17 protein-coding genes are annotated in these 15,316 nt (G+C 72.1%); 6 read left to right on the plus strand and 11 right to left on the minus strand.

The features are described 5' to 3' along the window. Nucleotides 1-73: 73 nt before the first annotated feature. From ACFXGA_RS17135 to ACFXGA_RS17185, 11 genes are all read right to left on the minus strand, one after another. Nucleotides 74-2,635: a glycosyl hydrolase family 18 protein gene (locus ACFXGA_RS17135; protein ID WP_378088840.1), complete on the minus strand. Its 2,562-nt coding sequence runs from the start codon at nt 2,633-2,635 to the stop codon at nt 74-76. Between the two features lie 139 nt (nt 2,636-2,774). Beyond that, a complete protein-coding gene (locus ACFXGA_RS17140) occupies nt 2,775-3,665 on the minus strand; it encodes a biotin-dependent carboxyltransferase family protein (RefSeq protein ID WP_378088842.1) in 891 nt (296 codons plus the stop codon). Between the two features lie 20 nt (nt 3,666-3,685). Continuing rightward, the gene (gene pxpB / locus ACFXGA_RS17145) at nt 3,686-4,291 is read right to left on the minus strand and encodes a 5-oxoprolinase subunit PxpB (protein ID WP_378088844.1); all 606 of its coding nucleotides are present in this window, start codon (nt 4,289-4,291) and stop codon (nt 3,686-3,688) included. A gap of 76 nt (nt 4,292-4,367) precedes the next feature. Beyond that, nucleotides 4,368-5,003, minus strand: coding sequence for an FABP family protein (locus ACFXGA_RS17150; protein WP_378088846.1), 636 nt, complete (start codon nt 5,001-5,003; stop codon nt 4,368-4,370). A 349-nt stretch (nt 5,004-5,352) separates the two neighbouring features. After that, nucleotides 5,353-5,655, minus strand: coding sequence for a DUF1416 domain-containing protein (locus ACFXGA_RS17155; protein WP_378088849.1), 303 nt, complete (start codon nt 5,653-5,655; stop codon nt 5,353-5,355). A 1-nt stretch (nt 5,656) separates the two neighbouring features. Further along, a complete protein-coding gene (locus ACFXGA_RS17160; RefSeq protein WP_378088851.1) occupies nt 5,657-6,502 on the minus strand; it encodes a sulfurtransferase in 846 nt (281 codons plus the stop codon). 38 nt (nt 6,503-6,540) lie between these two features. Further along, nucleotides 6,541-7,008 carry a DUF4395 domain-containing protein gene (locus tag ACFXGA_RS17165; protein ID WP_378088853.1) on the minus strand — a complete coding sequence of 156 codons (468 nt, stop codon included), beginning with the start codon at nt 7,006-7,008 and terminating at the stop codon, nt 6,541-6,543. A gap of 104 nt (nt 7,009-7,112) precedes the next feature. After that, on the minus strand, nt 7,113-7,190 hold the full coding sequence (locus ACFXGA_RS17170; RefSeq protein WP_378088884.1) for a putative leader peptide: 78 nt from the start codon (nt 7,188-7,190) through the stop codon (nt 7,113-7,115). Between the two features lie 66 nt (nt 7,191-7,256). Further along, on the minus strand, nt 7,257-7,685 hold the full coding sequence (locus ACFXGA_RS17175; protein WP_378088855.1) for a thioredoxin family protein: 429 nt from the start codon (nt 7,683-7,685) through the stop codon (nt 7,257-7,259). After that, nucleotides 7,682-8,488 carry a DUF2993 domain-containing protein gene (locus ACFXGA_RS17180; protein ID WP_378088857.1) on the minus strand — a complete coding sequence of 269 codons (807 nt, stop codon included), beginning with the start codon at nt 8,486-8,488 and terminating at the stop codon, nt 7,682-7,684. Before ACFXGA_RS17180 ends, ACFXGA_RS17175 begins: the two co-directional genes overlap by 4 nt. After that, the gene (locus tag ACFXGA_RS17185; RefSeq protein WP_378088859.1) at nt 8,485-9,177 is read right to left on the minus strand and encodes an alpha/beta hydrolase family protein; all 693 of its coding nucleotides are present in this window, start codon (nt 9,175-9,177) and stop codon (nt 8,485-8,487) included. The genes ACFXGA_RS17180 and ACFXGA_RS17185 overlap by 4 nt, the downstream gene beginning before the upstream one ends. Nucleotides 9,178-9,406: 229 nt before the next feature. On the opposite strand from ACFXGA_RS17185, the gene ACFXGA_RS17190 reads away from it, so the two are divergent. The 6 genes from ACFXGA_RS17190 (at nt 9,407) to pstB (ending at nt 15,194) form a co-directional block, all read left to right on the plus strand. After that, nucleotides 9,407-10,162 carry a winged helix-turn-helix domain-containing protein gene (locus ACFXGA_RS17190; RefSeq protein ID WP_378088861.1) on the plus strand — a complete coding sequence of 252 codons (756 nt, stop codon included), beginning with the start codon at nt 9,407-9,409 and terminating at the stop codon, nt 10,160-10,162. A 48-nt stretch (nt 10,163-10,210) separates the two neighbouring features. Beyond that, nucleotides 10,211-11,089, plus strand: coding sequence for a mycothiol synthase (gene mshD, locus ACFXGA_RS17195; protein WP_378088864.1), 879 nt, complete (start codon nt 10,211-10,213; stop codon nt 11,087-11,089). Between the two features lie 192 nt (nt 11,090-11,281). Next, entirely contained in the window at nt 11,282-12,406 is a 1,125-nt protein-coding gene (gene pstS / locus ACFXGA_RS17200) for a phosphate ABC transporter substrate-binding protein PstS (RefSeq protein ID WP_378088866.1), read from the plus strand. A 34-nt stretch (nt 12,407-12,440) separates the two neighbouring features. Beyond that, nucleotides 12,441-13,496, plus strand: a complete 1,056-nt coding sequence (gene pstC / locus ACFXGA_RS17205) for a phosphate ABC transporter permease subunit PstC (RefSeq protein ID WP_378088868.1) — start codon at nt 12,441-12,443, stop codon at nt 13,494-13,496. Next, a complete protein-coding gene (gene pstA, locus ACFXGA_RS17210) occupies nt 13,493-14,407 on the plus strand; it encodes a phosphate ABC transporter permease PstA (RefSeq protein ID WP_378088870.1) in 915 nt (304 codons plus the stop codon). Before pstC ends, pstA begins: the two co-directional genes overlap by 4 nt. Nucleotides 14,408-14,417: 10 nt before the next feature. Then, on the plus strand, nt 14,418-15,194 hold the full coding sequence (gene pstB, locus ACFXGA_RS17215; protein WP_378088872.1) for a phosphate ABC transporter ATP-binding protein PstB: 777 nt from the start codon (nt 14,418-14,420) through the stop codon (nt 15,192-15,194). The last annotated feature ends 122 nt before the right edge of the window (nt 15,195-15,316 follow it).

Here is a 15,316-nt window from a genome sequence, read left to right on the forward strand (position 1 = left end):
GGGGTGGGGGGGGGGCGCGTCGCCGGCGCCCCCGCGCCACCCCCCCCCCCCCGCGGGGGGCCCCCGCCCGCGGTCACCTCAGGCCGGCGTCCACGGCGTTGATCAGGGTGCCGTTGGCGGTGTCGCCGGACATCTCCCAGATCATCGCGCCGAGCAGGCCGCGCTGCTTGAGCCACGCGGTCTTCTTCTGGATCGCCCACACGTCGTCGAACGTCCACCACTGCCCGCCGTTGCCGGTGAAGCAGGACGTCGCCACCGCGGCCTCGTCGTGGTGCACCGTGCAGCCGGGCACGCTCGCCAGCAGGTTCGAGTACCCGCGCGTGCCCGCCTCCTCGGCGAACTGGCCGGGCGCGGCCCCGGTCGCCGACTGCCACTCGCCGTTGCGGTCACCCGCCTGGACGCCCTGCCAGCCCCGGCCGTAGAACGCCAACCCGATGGTGATCTTGCGCGGGTTCACGCCGACCGACGTGTAGGCGTTCACCGCGTTCTCGACGCTGAAGTGGAACGGGTACGGGTCGTCCGCGTCGGCGTACAGGTTGCCCTGGTGGCCGGTCCGGTTCGGCTCCCACGAGTTGTCGCTGCCCGCGCCGTGGAAGTCGTAGCCCTGCACGTTGAAGATGTCCAGGGACTTCGCCACCCGCGGCAGGTCCCAGCCCGCGTCGATCTTCGCCGGGTCGGCCGGGGTGAACGCGGTCAGGTCGTAGCGCCGGCCCGTCTCCCGGGTCAGCTCGTCGAGCTGCCGCCGGAACTCCTCGATCAGCAGGGTGTTGTTCTGCTTGTCGTTCGGGCCGACGTGGTTGCCGGGGTGGCCCTCCGCGCCCGGCCACTCCCAGTCGAGGTCGATGCCGTCGAAGATGCCCGCCGCGGTGCCGGGGCCGCCGGCCGCGTTGTAGACGGGCAGGTTGCCCCGGATGTAGATGTCCAGGCAGGACTTGACGAACTTTTTGCGGGCCGCGTCCGTCGCCGCGACGTCGGAGAAGTACTTCGAGTACGTCCACCCGCCCAGCGAGATCAGCACCTTGAGGTGCGGGTGCTTGGCCTTGAGCTTGCGCAGCTGGTTGTAGTTGCCGCGCAGCGGCTCCCAGCCGGTGTCGCCGACGCCGTCCACGGACTGCGCCGCGCCGAACGGCCTGCTGTAGTCGGCTTCCGCGTCCCCCGCGCCGTCGCCCTGGTTCGGGTCCTGCGGGTTGGACGAGGTGCCCTTGGTGACGCCGTGCAGGCACGTCAGGTTGACCGGGTCGATGTTGCCGAACGCGTAGTTCAGGTGGGTCAGCCTGGCCGCCGTGCCGCTGGTGTCCAGGTTCTTCACGAAGTACTGGCGGCCGTAGATGCCCCACTGCACGAAGTACCCGACCCGCGCGTACCCGTTCACGATGTCCGAAGTGGACACGGTGATCGCCCGGCTCGCGGTGGACACGTTGTCGTACAGGTCGCGGGCGCGGACCGTGAAGGTGTACTCGGTGGACGGTGACAGCCCGTCGACCTTCGCCGTCGTGCCGGTGACCGTCGCCCGGACCGAGTCGCCCTGGTAGACGTCGTAGTTGGCCACGCCCCGGTTGTCGGTGGACGCGTCCCAGCTCAGCGTGACGCTGCCGGCGTCCTTCGCGGTGCTGCGCAGGTTGGCCGGCGCGGACGGCGGCTGGGTGTCGTCCGCGGGGTTGTTGGTGGTCACCGACACCGCGTTGGACGCGGTGGACAGCGCGCCCTTGGTGTCCTTGGCCTTCACCGTGAAGGTGTACGCCGTGTTCGGGGTGAGCCCGGTGACGGTGGCGCCGGTGGACGTGACCGAGGCGGCCAGGGCGGAGCCGTTGTAGACCTCGTAGCCGGCGACGGGCAGGGAGCCCGGCGTCGACGCGGTCCACGCCAGGGAGACGGTCCTGGTCGTCTTCACCGGCGAGTGCAGGTTGGCGGGCGGCGTGGGCGGGGTGTCGGGCGTGCCGTCGCAGTTGGCGTTGTTGACCCGGCAGGTGACCGGTTCGACGGCCGCGCTCAGCGTGAACGTGGGGCTGTAGGGCTCGGTGGACCGCCGTGCCGCCACGCTCCGGTTGTAGTGCACCGGGTTGAGCGTGACGGTGGCGCCGGTCTGGCTGATCGTGGCGTGCTGCGCGTTGCTCGCCGTGACGCCGGCGGGCAGCGTGAACGTGATCGACCAGTCGGCGAGCACCGCGTCGGTGTTGTTGTTCACGACGAACCTGCCGGTCGAGCCGGCGAGGCTGAAGTCGGCGGTGGTCGGCGCGGGCGGCGGTGGGGGCGGGCCGCTGCCGTCGCAGCTCGCGCCGTTGATCGTGCAGGTCGTCGGGTCGACGGCCTGGCTGAGGGTGAACGTCGGGCTGTACGGGTCGGTGGTGCGGCCCGCCGGGATCGAGTTGATGTAGAACGCGGGCGTCAGGGTGACCCGCGTGCCGGTCTGGGTGGTGGTGGCGTGCTGCGCGCCGCTGACGGTGACGCCGGGCGGCAGGTCGAACTTGATCGACCAGCCGGAGACGGCGGCGGTCGTGGGGTTGGCGACCACGAACTTGCCCGTGGTGCCGGTCCTGCTGAACGTGGCGGTCGGACCGGTCGCGGCGGCGGCCGGTGCGGACAGCGCTGCGGTGGCCAGGGCTAAGGCCACGAGCGCGATGGCTGGTCGGCGCATCAGGGTGTGCCTCTCGAATAAGGGATCAGTCGAGAACCACGGCGGCCTGGTCGTGCGCTTGCCGAACGCCTCTGAACGTAAGTCGTGCCGACCGCCTTGACAATGGGTCTAGACCAATTGCGTCCGTTCGGCCGCGCGCTCAGGTTCGGGGCGCGAACCGCAGCCGCGTGCCCGGCGCGGCCTGGCCGAGCAGCGGCAGCGCCTCCGGCGCGACCACGCCGATCACCGGGTAACCGCCGGTCGTGGGGTGGTCGGCGAGGAAGACGACGGGCCGGCCGTCGGCGGGCACCTGCACCGCGCCGGTGACCAGGCCCTCGCTCGGCAGCTCCCGCCCGACCCGGTCGGCGGTCCGCTCCAGCGCCGTGCCGGTGAGGCGCAACCCGACGCGGTTGCTGCGCTCGGAGACCGTCCAGCGGCCGGCGGCGAGCCGGCGCACGGGGTCGTCGAACCAGTCGTCGCGGGGACCCGGCACGACGGGCACGACCAGCTCGTCCGGGACGTGCCGCGGCACCAGCACGTCCACGCCCACCGGCACGCCGGTCGGGTCGCCCAGCGGCAGCTCGTCGTCCGGGCGCAGCGGGGCCGGGCCGAGCCCGGAGAGCAGGTCGGTGGCGCGGCTGCCCAGGTCGGCCGGGACGGCGATGCCGCCGGACACCGCGACGTAGGACCGCAGGCCGCCGCGGGGCGTGCCGAGGACGAGGGTGTCGCCCGGCGCCAGGTGCAGCGGCGGGTCGCGCAGGACGCCGTTGACCAGGGTCGGGGTGGACGGGCCGGTGACGGCGACCGTGCAGGAGGCGTTGGCGCGCAGGGCCAGGCCGCCGAGGAGCACTTCGAGGCAGGCGGCGTCCTCGGGGTTGCCGACCAGGCGGTTGGCGAGCGTGAGGGAGGGCGGGTCGAGCGCCCCGGAGGGCGGCACGCCCAGGTGCGCGTGACCGGGCCGGCCGAGGTCCTGGACCAGGGCCTGCGGGCCGGTGCGCAGGACGGTGAGCGTGCGCGGGCGTTCAACCCGGGTGTTCCGAACGCAGGACACGCGCGTTCCGGGCGTTGGGCTCACCGGACGGCCTCGAAGCGGACGCGGTCGCCGGGGGTGAGCAGGGCGGGCGCGGCGCGGCGCGGGTCGAACAGCGGCGCGTCGGTGCGGCCGATCAGCCGCCAGCCGCCGGGCGTGGCACGGGGGTAGGCGGCGGTGTACTCGCCGGCCACGCCCACCGAGCCCGCCGGGACCCGGGTGCGCGGCGAGTCCAGGCGGGGCTGGCGCAGCGGCTCGGGCAGGCCGGTCAGGTAGGCGAAGCCGGGGGCGAACCCGCAGAACGCGACCCGGTAGCGCGCGCCCGCGTGCAGCTCGACCACCTCGGCGGCGGTCAGGCCCGCGGTCTCGGCGACCAGGTCCAGGTCGGGGCCGTCGTAGCGGACCGGGATGACGACCTCGGTCCCCTCCGCCGGGGCCGCGTGCGCCGGGTCGGCGGCGGCCAGCACGTCGCGGACCGCGCGCAGGCCGCCCGGCCTGGTCACGACCAGGACCGTGCGGGCGGCCGGCACCAGCTCGACCACGTCGGGCAGCTCCGCCGCCGCGACCGCGGCGCGCACCGCCTCCACCTCGCCGGGCGAGCCCACCTCGACGAGCACCGCGTCGGTGCCGCAACGCCGCAGCCGCATGCGTCCAGGGTAGATGAGGATTGTTGAACAACCCAAGCCGCAGCGGGCGCCGGCGAACGGCCCCGCCGCGGACCGGTTACCCGACGACGCGCTTGAGGTGCGCGGACGTGTGCGGCTGGAGCGGCTGACCCACCATGGCCCGCTCCTCGACGTACGCCAGGTCGCCGTTGTTGACGATGCCGTACAGCCGCTGCGCCCCGGTGACCTCCTTGGCCGTCGCCGTGCGGACCACCGCGTCGGTGGAGATCTCCCACGACGTCTGGGTGCGCGGCTTTCCGTAGTACAGCTCCACGATCCCGGTGTTGTGCGTGAGCAGCACCTCGATCGTGTCGTCCGGCTGCGGCCGCCAGAAGCCGGTCTCGCGCGCCGCCTGGCGGATCACGCCGCCGTTCTCGTCCAGCAGCCAGGCGCGGGCCTCGTAGTACAGGAACGGCCGTCCGTCGTGCGCGAACGTGATCTGCTGCCCGTACCGGAACGGGCCGTCGATCGTCGGGTACACGACCTCGCCCTCGCCGCGCCACACGCCCACCAGCGGCAGCAGCGCCAGGCACGCGTCGTGCAGCGACGGGCCGGAGCGCAGGTTCGCCGTGTCCGCGGGGATCGGCAGGTCGTCGAACTGCGGCAGGTTGCGCGCGCCGGTCACCGACGCGCGTGCCGCGGCGGCCTGCACGGCCGCGTCACCACTGCCCGGAACGGGCCCGTTGTCGCTCACCGCTGGTCGGAGAACAGGCGGTACACCACGTAGCCGGCGAACCACACGACCAGCAGGGACACGAGGACCAGCAACCCGGTGAAGAAGTGTTCCACCCGGCCAGTCTAGGCGTCGGACCCGGGAAGCGGGCGCCGCCCCGGCGGGGGCGCCCCCCGCGGGGCGCCGGGGGGGGCGCGGGGGGGGGGCCGGGGCGCCCCCCCCGCCCGCCCCCCCCCCCCCCCCGCCGGGTCTCTCTGCGGCCCGCCCCCCGGGGGGGGGGGGGGGCGGGCCCCCCCCCCCCCCGGCGGGCCCCCCCCCCCCGGGGGGCCGGCGAGGGGTAGCGCCGGGGGCAGCCCGTGCGCTCCCGGACTCAGGCCACCGCGACCTCGACCGGGTGCACGCCCGGCCCCTCCGCGTTGACCGACGCCTGCCCGTTGCCGGACCGGTGCAGCGCGCGGATCGTCCACGTGCCCGGCGCGGCGAAGAACCGGAAGTCGCCGTCGGCCGAGGAGACGACCTCGGCGGTGAACTCGCCCGAGGCGTCCAGCAGCCGCACGAACGCGCCGCCGACCGGCGCGCCCTCGGCGCGCACCTTGCCGCTCAGCACGACCTCGTTCGCGCCGACCTGGATGTCGACGCCCTGCTGGGGCGCGCCGCAACCGTCCAAGCTCATGTCAGTCCTCCTTGCCGCTGCCGAGCTCGACGGGCACGCCGACCAGCGAGCCGTACTCGGTCCAGGAACCGTCGTAGTTCTTCACGTCCTCGTGGCCGAGCAGCTCGTGCAGCGCGAACCACGTGTGCGACGAGCGCTCGCCGATGCGGCAGTAGGCGATCGTCTTGCGCGAGCCGTCGAAGCCGGCCTCGCCGTAGATCTCGGCCAGCTCCTCGTTCGACTTGAACGTGCCGTCCTCGTTGGCCGCCTTGCTCCACGGCACGTTGATCGCGCTCGGGATGTGGCCGGCGCGCTGAGCCTGCTCCTGCGGCAGGTGGGCGGGCGCGAGCAGCTTGCCGGAGAACTCGTCGGGCGAGCGCACGTCGACCAGGTTCTTCTTGCCGATCGCGTCCACGACCTCGTCGCGGAACGCGCGGATCGCGAGGTTCTGCTCCTGGGCCTTGTACTCGGTGGCCGGGCGCTCGACCTGCTCCTTGTCCAGCGGGCGGCCGTCCAGCTCCCACTTCTTGCGGCCGCCGTCGAGCAGCTTCACCGAGTCGTGCCCGTACAGCTTGAAGTACCAGTACGCGTAGGCGGCGAACCAGTTGTTGTTGCCGCCGTAGAGGATGACCGTGTCGTCGTTGGCGATGCCCTTGGCGGACAGCAGCTTCTCGAAGCCCTCGCGGTCCACGAAGTCGCGGCGGACGGGGTCCTGGAGCTCGTTCTTCCAGTCGATCTTCACCGCGCCGGGGATGTGGCCACCGTCGTAGGCGGTGGTGTCCTCGTCCACCTCGACGAACACCACGCCGGGCGTGTTGAGGTTCTCCTCGGACCAGGCGGCCGAGACCAGGACGTCTTCACGGCTCATCGAGCTGCTCCCAATTCTTCGTTCTAGTGCGACTTAGGTCACTGGGGTCGGGCGAGCGCGGGCGCGTAGCGGCGCAGGAGCAGGAACATCTCGCAGCCCAGGCACAGGCCGACCGCGGCGTTGAGCAGCGCGGCGACCAGCGCGGCGGACGTCGCGACGACTCCGAGCGCGGTGAGGCCGGTGGCGTAGCCGATCGTGCCGGTGAGCGCGAAGACGAACCCGACGCCCTGCGCGAACCGCAGCGGGGCGGCCTCCTCGCGCTCGGTCGTCGGCTTGATCCTCGGCTGCACCGCGAACCGGTACACGTGGCCCCACGGATTGAGCTTGAGCGAGATGAACGCGCACATCCCGAACAGCACGGTCTGCGCGGCGAGCAGCCGCCACGACCCGGTCAGCAGCACGACCGCCAGGATGGCGGTGGTGATCCAGGCGCTGAACCGCGGGCCGCGGGGGTCGACCGGCGCGTCCTTGGCGGCGGGTGCGGTGGCGGTGGTTCCTGCGGGCACGGCGACCTCCTGACGGTGGACAAGACAGGCAGTCCGTCTCAGGCGGTGTTAGGGCAGCCGCGCACGCCCGTCAAGGGCCTGCGGCGCCGCCGGGGACCGCCCGGTCAGCGCGTCGCGCGACACAGGCTGCTGCGCACGCGGCACAGGTCCACCGCGAGTCGCTTGGTCAGCAGCGTGGTCATGGTCCCGAGGGTAGCCGGTCGTCCCTGCTGTCGGGAGTGGCGTCCATCAGGTGGGAGTCCGCAGGATCACCCGAACGGTCCAGGCAGGTGTGGGCGCAATGCCGCCATCAACGGGTCCGGCTTCGGGATCCCGCCGACCCGCAGCAGTTCCGCGCCGGCCGGGGTCAGCGCCAGCGTGGTCGGCGCGCGCAGCACGCCCAGCTCGGCCGCGACGTCGGGCAGGTCGGTCACGTCGAGCTCCACGTGCCGCAGCCCCTCGGTGCGGCCCGCGAGGTCCTCCAGCAGCGACCGGGTCTGCCGGCAGGTGGCGCAGAACTCGGTGGAGAGCTGCACGAGGGTCACCGGCGTCCGCCCGTCCAGCAGGTCCCGGACGGGCGCGGGCAGGGCCGCGACCGGCCTGGCGGCCCGCACCCGCCCGTCCCGCAGGCGCAGCGCCACCGCGATCACGGCCACCAGCGCCACCGCGCCGAGCAGCGCCCACACGCCCGTCGTCACCGGTTGCCGCCCTCGTCCAGGGGGATGTCGTTGATGGCGCCCTCGACGGTGAACGCGCCGCTCTCCACCTTGACCGCCGTGGGCGTCACGGTGAAGGGGAGGGAGCCGGGGTCGATGGTCACGCTCAGCGCCTCGCGCACCACGCCGAGCACCGCGTCCAGCCCCTCCAGCGCCCTGTCGTCCAGCTCGACGTCGGTCATCGCGATCGCAACTTGGCCGTTGACCAGCGACACCGTGCCGTAGGCGGTGATGCGCAGGCTGCGGCCGGCCACCTTGGTGTTGCCGGACAGCTTCACCGCCGCGACCGTCGGGTCCGGCTGTTGCCCGGCGGGCGGCTCGGCCCGGCGGTCCGGCTCGATCGCCATGTCGGTGAACGGCGTGACCTGGTTGACCAGGCGGTTCAGGTCGTTGGCCTTGATCTTGACACTGCCCCGCACCTGGTCGATCTTCGCGCCGCGGGTGTTGCCCGACAGCAGGTCGGACAGGCCGATGCGGGTGTGGTGGAGGTTCGCCCGGATCTCCAGGTCCCGGAGCTGGTCGCGGACGGGCACGCCGGTGGCGCTGATCTCGATGTCGCGGTAGTCGCCGGCGATGGCCTGGGTGATGAACGGGAAGCCGTTGATCCGGACCGACGGGTCCTCGCTCAGCCCGAACTTCTGCCGCATCCTCTGCGCGACCTGGTACTCGCCCGCCGCGGCCAGCCCGAAGTCGGCCGCGACCAGCAGCCCGCCCACCACCAGCACGGCGATGATCAGCTTGCGGCCGCGCGCGGGACGGCGGCGCCGGGTCTCGGTCGCGGTCATCGGCTGCCCTTCGTCGGTCGTCCGGAGGTTCGGTCGTCCAGCCAGGTCGCGATCCGGTCTACCAGAGCGGGCGTCATGGCGGACTCGGCGTGCCGCACGCCGGGCTCCAGCCACAGCTCCGCGTCGCCGCCCGCGGCCCGGTGCAGCGCCACCGCGTGCGCCGGGCCGAAGTAGTGGTCCAGCTCGCCGTGCACGATGAGCAGCGGAGTCGGCGGGATCCGGTGCACGACCTCCAGGGGGCTCTCCGGCGGTGTGCGCCACGGCGGGCCCAGGCGCACGCCCAGCGCGCGGGCGGCGAGCCTGCCGTGCGGCTGCTCGAGCAGCCAGTGCACCCGGCGCATGGCCGCCGTCTCGCGGATCCACCAGCGCGACGGCGCGCTGACCGCCGCCACGGCGTCCGGGCGGTCGTCGTGCAGGCCCGCGTGGCGCAGCGCGATGGACGCGCCCATGGAGAAACCGACCGTCACCACCCGCCGGTACCCGAGGTCGCGGGCCAGCGAAACCCCGGCCGCGAGGTCGTGCACCTCGTCGCCCCCGACGGTGGAGCGCCCGCCCGACCGGCCGTGGCCCCGGAAGTCGAGCGCGACGACCCCGCCGTGCCCGGCGAACCGGCGCAGCACGCGGGCGACGAACGGCTTGCGGACGTGGTTGGTGAAGCCGTGGCCCACCACGAATGCGAGATCCGTCACGGAGCGTGACGACCTCACGTGCACCCCGTGCAGGAGGACGGCGTCGTGTGACATGGATGTAACAGGCGTGACGCTTGTGGAAACAACTGTGACCCGGTCCTGCTGACCTGGGTCTTTCGTGGGTTGCACCGGTATTGTCTCCGTCATCCGCAGGCAACGGGGCCCGGTCACCGTACTTCGCCTGTGCCTGGTCGGTGACCACGCACCGGCCGAACGAGAGGGCGCCGCGATGAGCATCGACGTGCTGCTGCTGACCACCGACTCCGATCCCGAGGCGGTTCTCCCCGCGCTGTCGCTCCTGCCGCACGAGGTCCGCCCGCTGCGGCCCGAGGTCTCCGCGCTGCTGGAGGCCGGCCCGCACGACATCGTCCTGGTCGACGCCAGGACCGACCTGGTGGGCGCGCGCAGCCTGTGCCGCCTGCTGGACTCCAGCGGGGTGGACGTGCCCGTGGTGGCCGTCGTCACCGAGGGCGGCCTGGTCGCGGTCAACTCCGACTGGAGCGTGGACGAGATCCTGCTCCCCACCTCCGGCCCCGCCGAGGTGGACGCCCGGCTGCGCCTGGTGCGCTCCCGGCGCGGCGCGACCCAGCCCGGCGGCGACGGCTCGCTGCAGCTCGGCGAGCTGGTCATCGACGAGGCCACCTACACCGCGCGCCTGCGCGGGCGCCCGCTCGACCTCACCTACAAGGAGTTCGAGCTGCTGAAGTACCTGGCGCAGCACGCGGGCCGCGTGTTCACCCGCGCCCAGCTGCTCCAGGAGGTCTGGGGCTACGACTTCTTCGGCGGCACCCGCACGGTGGACGTGCACGTCCGGCGGCTGCGCGCCAAGCTCGGCCCCGAGCACGAGTCCCTGATCGGCACCGTGCGCAACGTGGGCTACAAGTTCGTCCGCCCGCCGCGGCCGGGCAGCACCCGCCGCGTCGAGCACCACGTCGACCTGCCGGAGACCACGATCGACGAGGCCGAGCTGATCTTCCGCGCCTGATCGCCGTCGCGGCGCGACGGCCGCGGGTGGTTCCACTACCTTCGTGGCGTGGATCTGACCTGGTACGAGAGCGTCACCCCCGAGCAGGCCGCCGAGGTCTCGGACCTGCTCGGGGCCGCCGAAGCCGCCGACGGCGTCGCCCCGGTCGGCGAGGCCGTGACCCTGCGCCTGCGCCCGGACGCGCGCGGCAGCCGCCACCTGCTGGCCCGCGAGGGCGCGGCCCTGGTCGGCTACCTGCACCTGGACGTGTTCGGCGACGCCGACGGCAACGAGGTCGCCGAGCTGGCCGTCCACCCCGACCACCGCCGGCGCGGCGTCGGCACGGCCCTGGTCGAGGCGCTGGCCGACCGCGCCAAGCCCGTCCGGGTCTGGTCGCACGGCGGCCACCCCGGCGCCGCCGCGCTGGCCGGGAAGCTCGGCTTCCGCAAGGTCCGCGAGCTGCTGCGGCTGCGCCGCGCCCTCGACGCCGACCTGCCCGAGCCCGTGCTGCCGGACGGCGTCTCGCTGCGCCCGTTCGTGCCCGGCCGGGACGAGGCGGCCGTCGTCTACGTCAACCACCGGGCGTTCTCGTGGCACCCCGAGCAGGGCGCCATGAGCATCGAGGACGTGCGCGACAAGGAGGAGCAGCCCTGGTTCGACCCGGCCGGGTTCCTCCTCGCCGTGGACGCGGACGGGCGGCTGCTCGGCTTCCACTGGACCAAGGCGCACACCGCCGAGCTGGGCGAGGTCTACGTGGTCGGCGTGGACCCGGACGCGCAGGGCGGCGGTCTCGGCAAGGCCATCACGCTCGCCGGGCTGGCCCACCTGCGCGACGCGGGCCTCACCGAGGTGATGCTCTACGTCGAGTCCGACAACGCGGCGGCACTGGCCGTGTACACCCGGTTGGGGTTCCGCCGGTGGGACTCCGACGTCCAATACGCCCGGTAGTGACAAACCCATCACGCCATGCAAACGTGCAGGTCACGGGACACCCAAAAGGCGGTGTACTCGGTCACTTCCCGTGCGGTGTTCACCTTCCGTTCATTTCCTCCTCTGCGCGTGTCCACCCTCGCTGCCTACCGTCCGTGTCGAGCGGCCGAGGTGCGCCGCGAATCCGCTTCCGCAGCTGGAGGACCTCAGGTGAAGACCAAGCGACACGGCGCCGTTCTCGGCCTGATCGCGGCCGGTGCGCTTCTGCTCACCGCGTGTGGCAGCGATGACAACACCACCGCCGGCGGGGGCTCGACCTCGGCGGCCGGCCAGTCGTCGACCCCGGTCGAGTGCGGTGGCAAGTCGAACCTGACCGGTGAGGGTTCTTCGGCGCAGAAGAACGCGATCGACACGTTCGTGCAGGCCTACCAGCAGCAGTGCTCCGGCTCGAACGTCGCGTACAACGCGCAGGGCTCCGGCGCCGGCGTCAAGCAGTTCATCGGCGGCCAGGTGGACTTCGCGGGCTCCGACTCGCCGCTGTCCGAGAGCAAGGGCGAGGTCGCGAGCGCGGCCGAGCGCTGCAAGGGCAACCCGGCCTGGAACCTGCCGCTCGTGTTCGGCCCGGTCGCGCTCGGCTACAAGCTCGAGGGCGTCACCGACCTGGTGCTCAACGCCGAGGTCGCGGCCAAGATCTTCAACGGCGGCGTCAAGAAGTGGAACGACCCGGCCATCGCCGCGCTGAACAGCGGCGCGTCGCTGCCGGACAAGGACATCAAGGTCGTCTACCGCTCGGACGAGTCCGGCACCACGGACAACTTCCAGCTCTACCTGGAGACCGCCTCGAAGGGCGCCTGGACGCAGGGCGCGGGCAAGCAGTTCAAGGGCGGTGTCGGCGAGGGCAAGGAGAAGTCCGCCGGCGTCGCGCAGGCCGCGGGCTCGGTCGACGGCGCCATCACCTACGTCGAGCTGTCGTTCGCGCAGGACAACAAGCTGTCCATCGCCAAGATCGACAACGGCTCCGGCCCGGTCGAGCTGACCGACGAGACGGTCGGCAAGGCCATCGACGGCGCGCAGATCAAGGGCACGGGCAACGACCTGGTCCTCGACCTCAAGTCGATCTACGGCTCCACCACCGCGGGCGCCTACCCGCTGCTGCTGGCCACCTACGAGATCGTCTGCTCGAAGGGCTACGACGCCGACACCGCGAAGGCCCTCAAGGCGTTCCTCACGGTCGCGGCGACCACGGGCCAGGAAGGACTGGCGGACGCGGGTTACGCTCCGCTGCCCAAGGCCTTCCAGGACAAGCTGCTGACCGCCATCAACGCCATCGCCTGACCAGGCCGGCACACTTCCCGGGAACGCCATTGCGATGAACGACCGCACAGTGGCCCCACGCCCCGCGGGCACCGGCACGACCGGTGCCCGTGAGGGCGTTCCGGCTGCCCGACCCGCCTCGGAGGCTCCGATTCCCCCGACCACGGAAGCCGATCGGAAGACTGTCGTCCGGCCGGGTGACCGGATCTTCGCCGGCCTGGCCACGGGCTCGGGCATCTTCATCGTGGTCCTGATCGCGGCGATCGGCATCTTCCTGCTGCTCCAGGCCATCCCGTCGCTCGCGCTGGACAAGGTCAACTTCCTGACCAGCCGCGAGTGGTCGACCGGCGACGTGAACAACATGCGCTACGGCATCCTGGACCTGCTCCTGGTGACCGTGGTGTCGTCGGCGTTCGCGCTGGTCATCGCGATGCCGATCGCGTTGGGCATCGCGCTGTTCCTCACCCAGTACGCGCCCCGCCGGCTCGCCCGGCCGTTCGCCTACGTCATCGACCTGCTGGCCGCCGTGCCGTCGATCATCTTCGGCCTGTGGGGCCTGCTCGTGCTCGGCCCCGTGCTCACCCCGATCGGCGAGTGGCTGACCTCGACGCTGGGCTGGATCCCGCTGTTCGCCGAGGGCAACGTCAGCATCGAGCTGGGCGGCACCATCTTCACCGCCGGCATCGTGCTGGCGGTGATGATCCTGCCGATCATCACCGCGGTGAGCCGCGAGGTGTTCGACCGCACGCCCGTCACCCACATCGAGGGCGCCATCGCCCTGGGCGCCACCAAGTGGGAGGTCGTGCGGACCACCGTGCTGCCGTTCGGCAAGGCGGGCTACGTCAGCGCCTCGATGCTCGGCCTCGGCCGCGCGCTCGGCGAGACGATCGCGTTGACGATCATCCTCAGCGGCACCGGCGCGGCGTTCACGTGGAGCCTGTTCGACGGCGGCGCGACGTTCGCGTCCAAGATCGCGCTGGCCGCCCCCGAGTTCAACGACCCGCGCACGGCGGGCGCCTACATCGCCGCCGGCCTGGTGCTGTTCGTGCTGACGTTCGGCGTCAACGCCATCGCCCGGTCCATCGTCGCCGGTCACAAGGAGTACGAATGACGACCGACACGGCGGACCTGAACCGCCTGGCCACGCCGCCGACGTTCCAGAGCGTCAGCGTCGCGCGCAAGGTCAAGAACGCCGTCGCGAGCGCCCTGGTCTACGGGGCGTTCCTGATCGCGATCGTGCCGCTGATCTGGGTGCTGTTCGTGGTCATCCAGCGCGGCTTCCCGGTCGTGCTGGACGGCGACTGGTGGCAGAAGTCGCTGTCCGGCCTGCTGTCCCGCCAGCAGGGCGGCGGCGTCTACCACGCCATCTACGGCACGTTGGTGCAGGGCCTGGTGTGCGGCGTGCTGTCCGTGCCGATCGGCCTGTTCGTCGGCATCTACCTGGTGGAGTACGGCGGCCGGTCCAAGCTGTCCCGCGCCACCACGTTCATGGTCGACATCCTGACCGGTGTGCCGTCCATCGTGGCCGCGCTGTTCGTCTACACGCTGTGGATCACGTACTTCGGCTTCGGCCGCAGCGCCTTCGCGGTGTCGCTCGCCCTGGTGCTGCTGATGGTGCCGGTGATCGTGCGGACCACCGAGGAGATGCTGAAGATCGTCCCGGACGAGCTGCGCGAGGCGTCCTACGCGCTCGGCATCCCCAAGTGGAAGACGATCGTGAAGGTCGTCATCCCGACCGCGCTGTCCGGCATCATCACCGGCATCATGCTGGCCCTGGCCCGCGTCATGGGCGAGACCGCGCCGGTGCTCGTGCTGGCCGCCTACGCGCCGTACATCAACTACAACCTGTTCGACGGACCGATGGCGTCGCTGCCGCTGCTCATGACGGCGGAGCGGAACAACCCGACGCAGGCCGGTTTCGAGCGGATCTGGGGTGCGGCGATCACCCTGGTCATCATCATCACGCTGTTCAACCTGCTGGCGACCGTGATCTCGCGGTGGCTGGCTCCGAAGACGAAGTGAGCGGGCGGTCATGGCCAAGCGCATCGACGTGAAAGACCTCAACCTGTACTACGGCAAGTTCCACGCCGTGGACGGTGTCTCGCTCGCCGTGCCGCCGAAGAACGTGACGGCGTTCATCGGCCCGTCCGGCTGCGGGAAGTCCACCGTGCTGCGGTCGCTGAACCGCATGCACGAGGTGGCGCCCGGCGCGCGGGTGGAGGGCAAGGTCCTGCTGGACGGCGAGGACATCTACGCGTCCTCGGTCGACCCGGTGCAGGTGCGCCGGACCATCGGCATGGTGTTCCAGCGCCCCAACCCGTTCCCGACGATGTCGATCCGCGACAACGTGGTGGCGGGCCTGAAGCTCGCGGGCGAGCGGAACAAGAAGAAGCTCGACGAGGTGGCCGAGCGGTCGTTGCGCGGGGCGAACCTGTGGAACGAGGTCAAGGACCGCCTCGACCGGCCCGGCGGCGGCCTGTCCGGCGGCCAGCAGCAGCGGCTGTGCATCGCGCGGGCGATCGCCGTGCAGCCGGACGTGCTGCTGATGGACGAGCCGTGCTCGGCGCTGGACCCGATCTCCACGCTCGCGATCGAGGACCTGATCACCGAGCTGAAGAAGGAGTACACGATCGTCATCGTGACCCACAACATGCAGCAGGCGGCGCGGGTCAGCGACCAGACCGCGTTCTTCAACCTGCCGGGTGTCGGTCAGCCCGGTCGGCTGATCGAGGTGGACGACACGGAGAAGATCTTCTCCAACCCGAGCCAGAAGGCCACCGAGGACTACATCTCGGGCCGTTTCGGCTGATCACCGCTCCGGCGTCCCGGGGGGGGGGGGCCCCCCCGCCCGCGGCGGGGCCCGCCCGCCGCCGGGGCGGGGGGGCGACCGCCGCCCCCCCCCCCCCCCCACACAACCAAACAAACACAAAA

It is taken from the genome of Actinosynnema sp. NPDC059335 (assembly GCF_042752395.1).
In the GTDB taxonomy this organism is placed as follows: domain Bacteria; phylum Actinomycetota; class Actinomycetes; order Mycobacteriales; family Pseudonocardiaceae; genus Actinosynnema.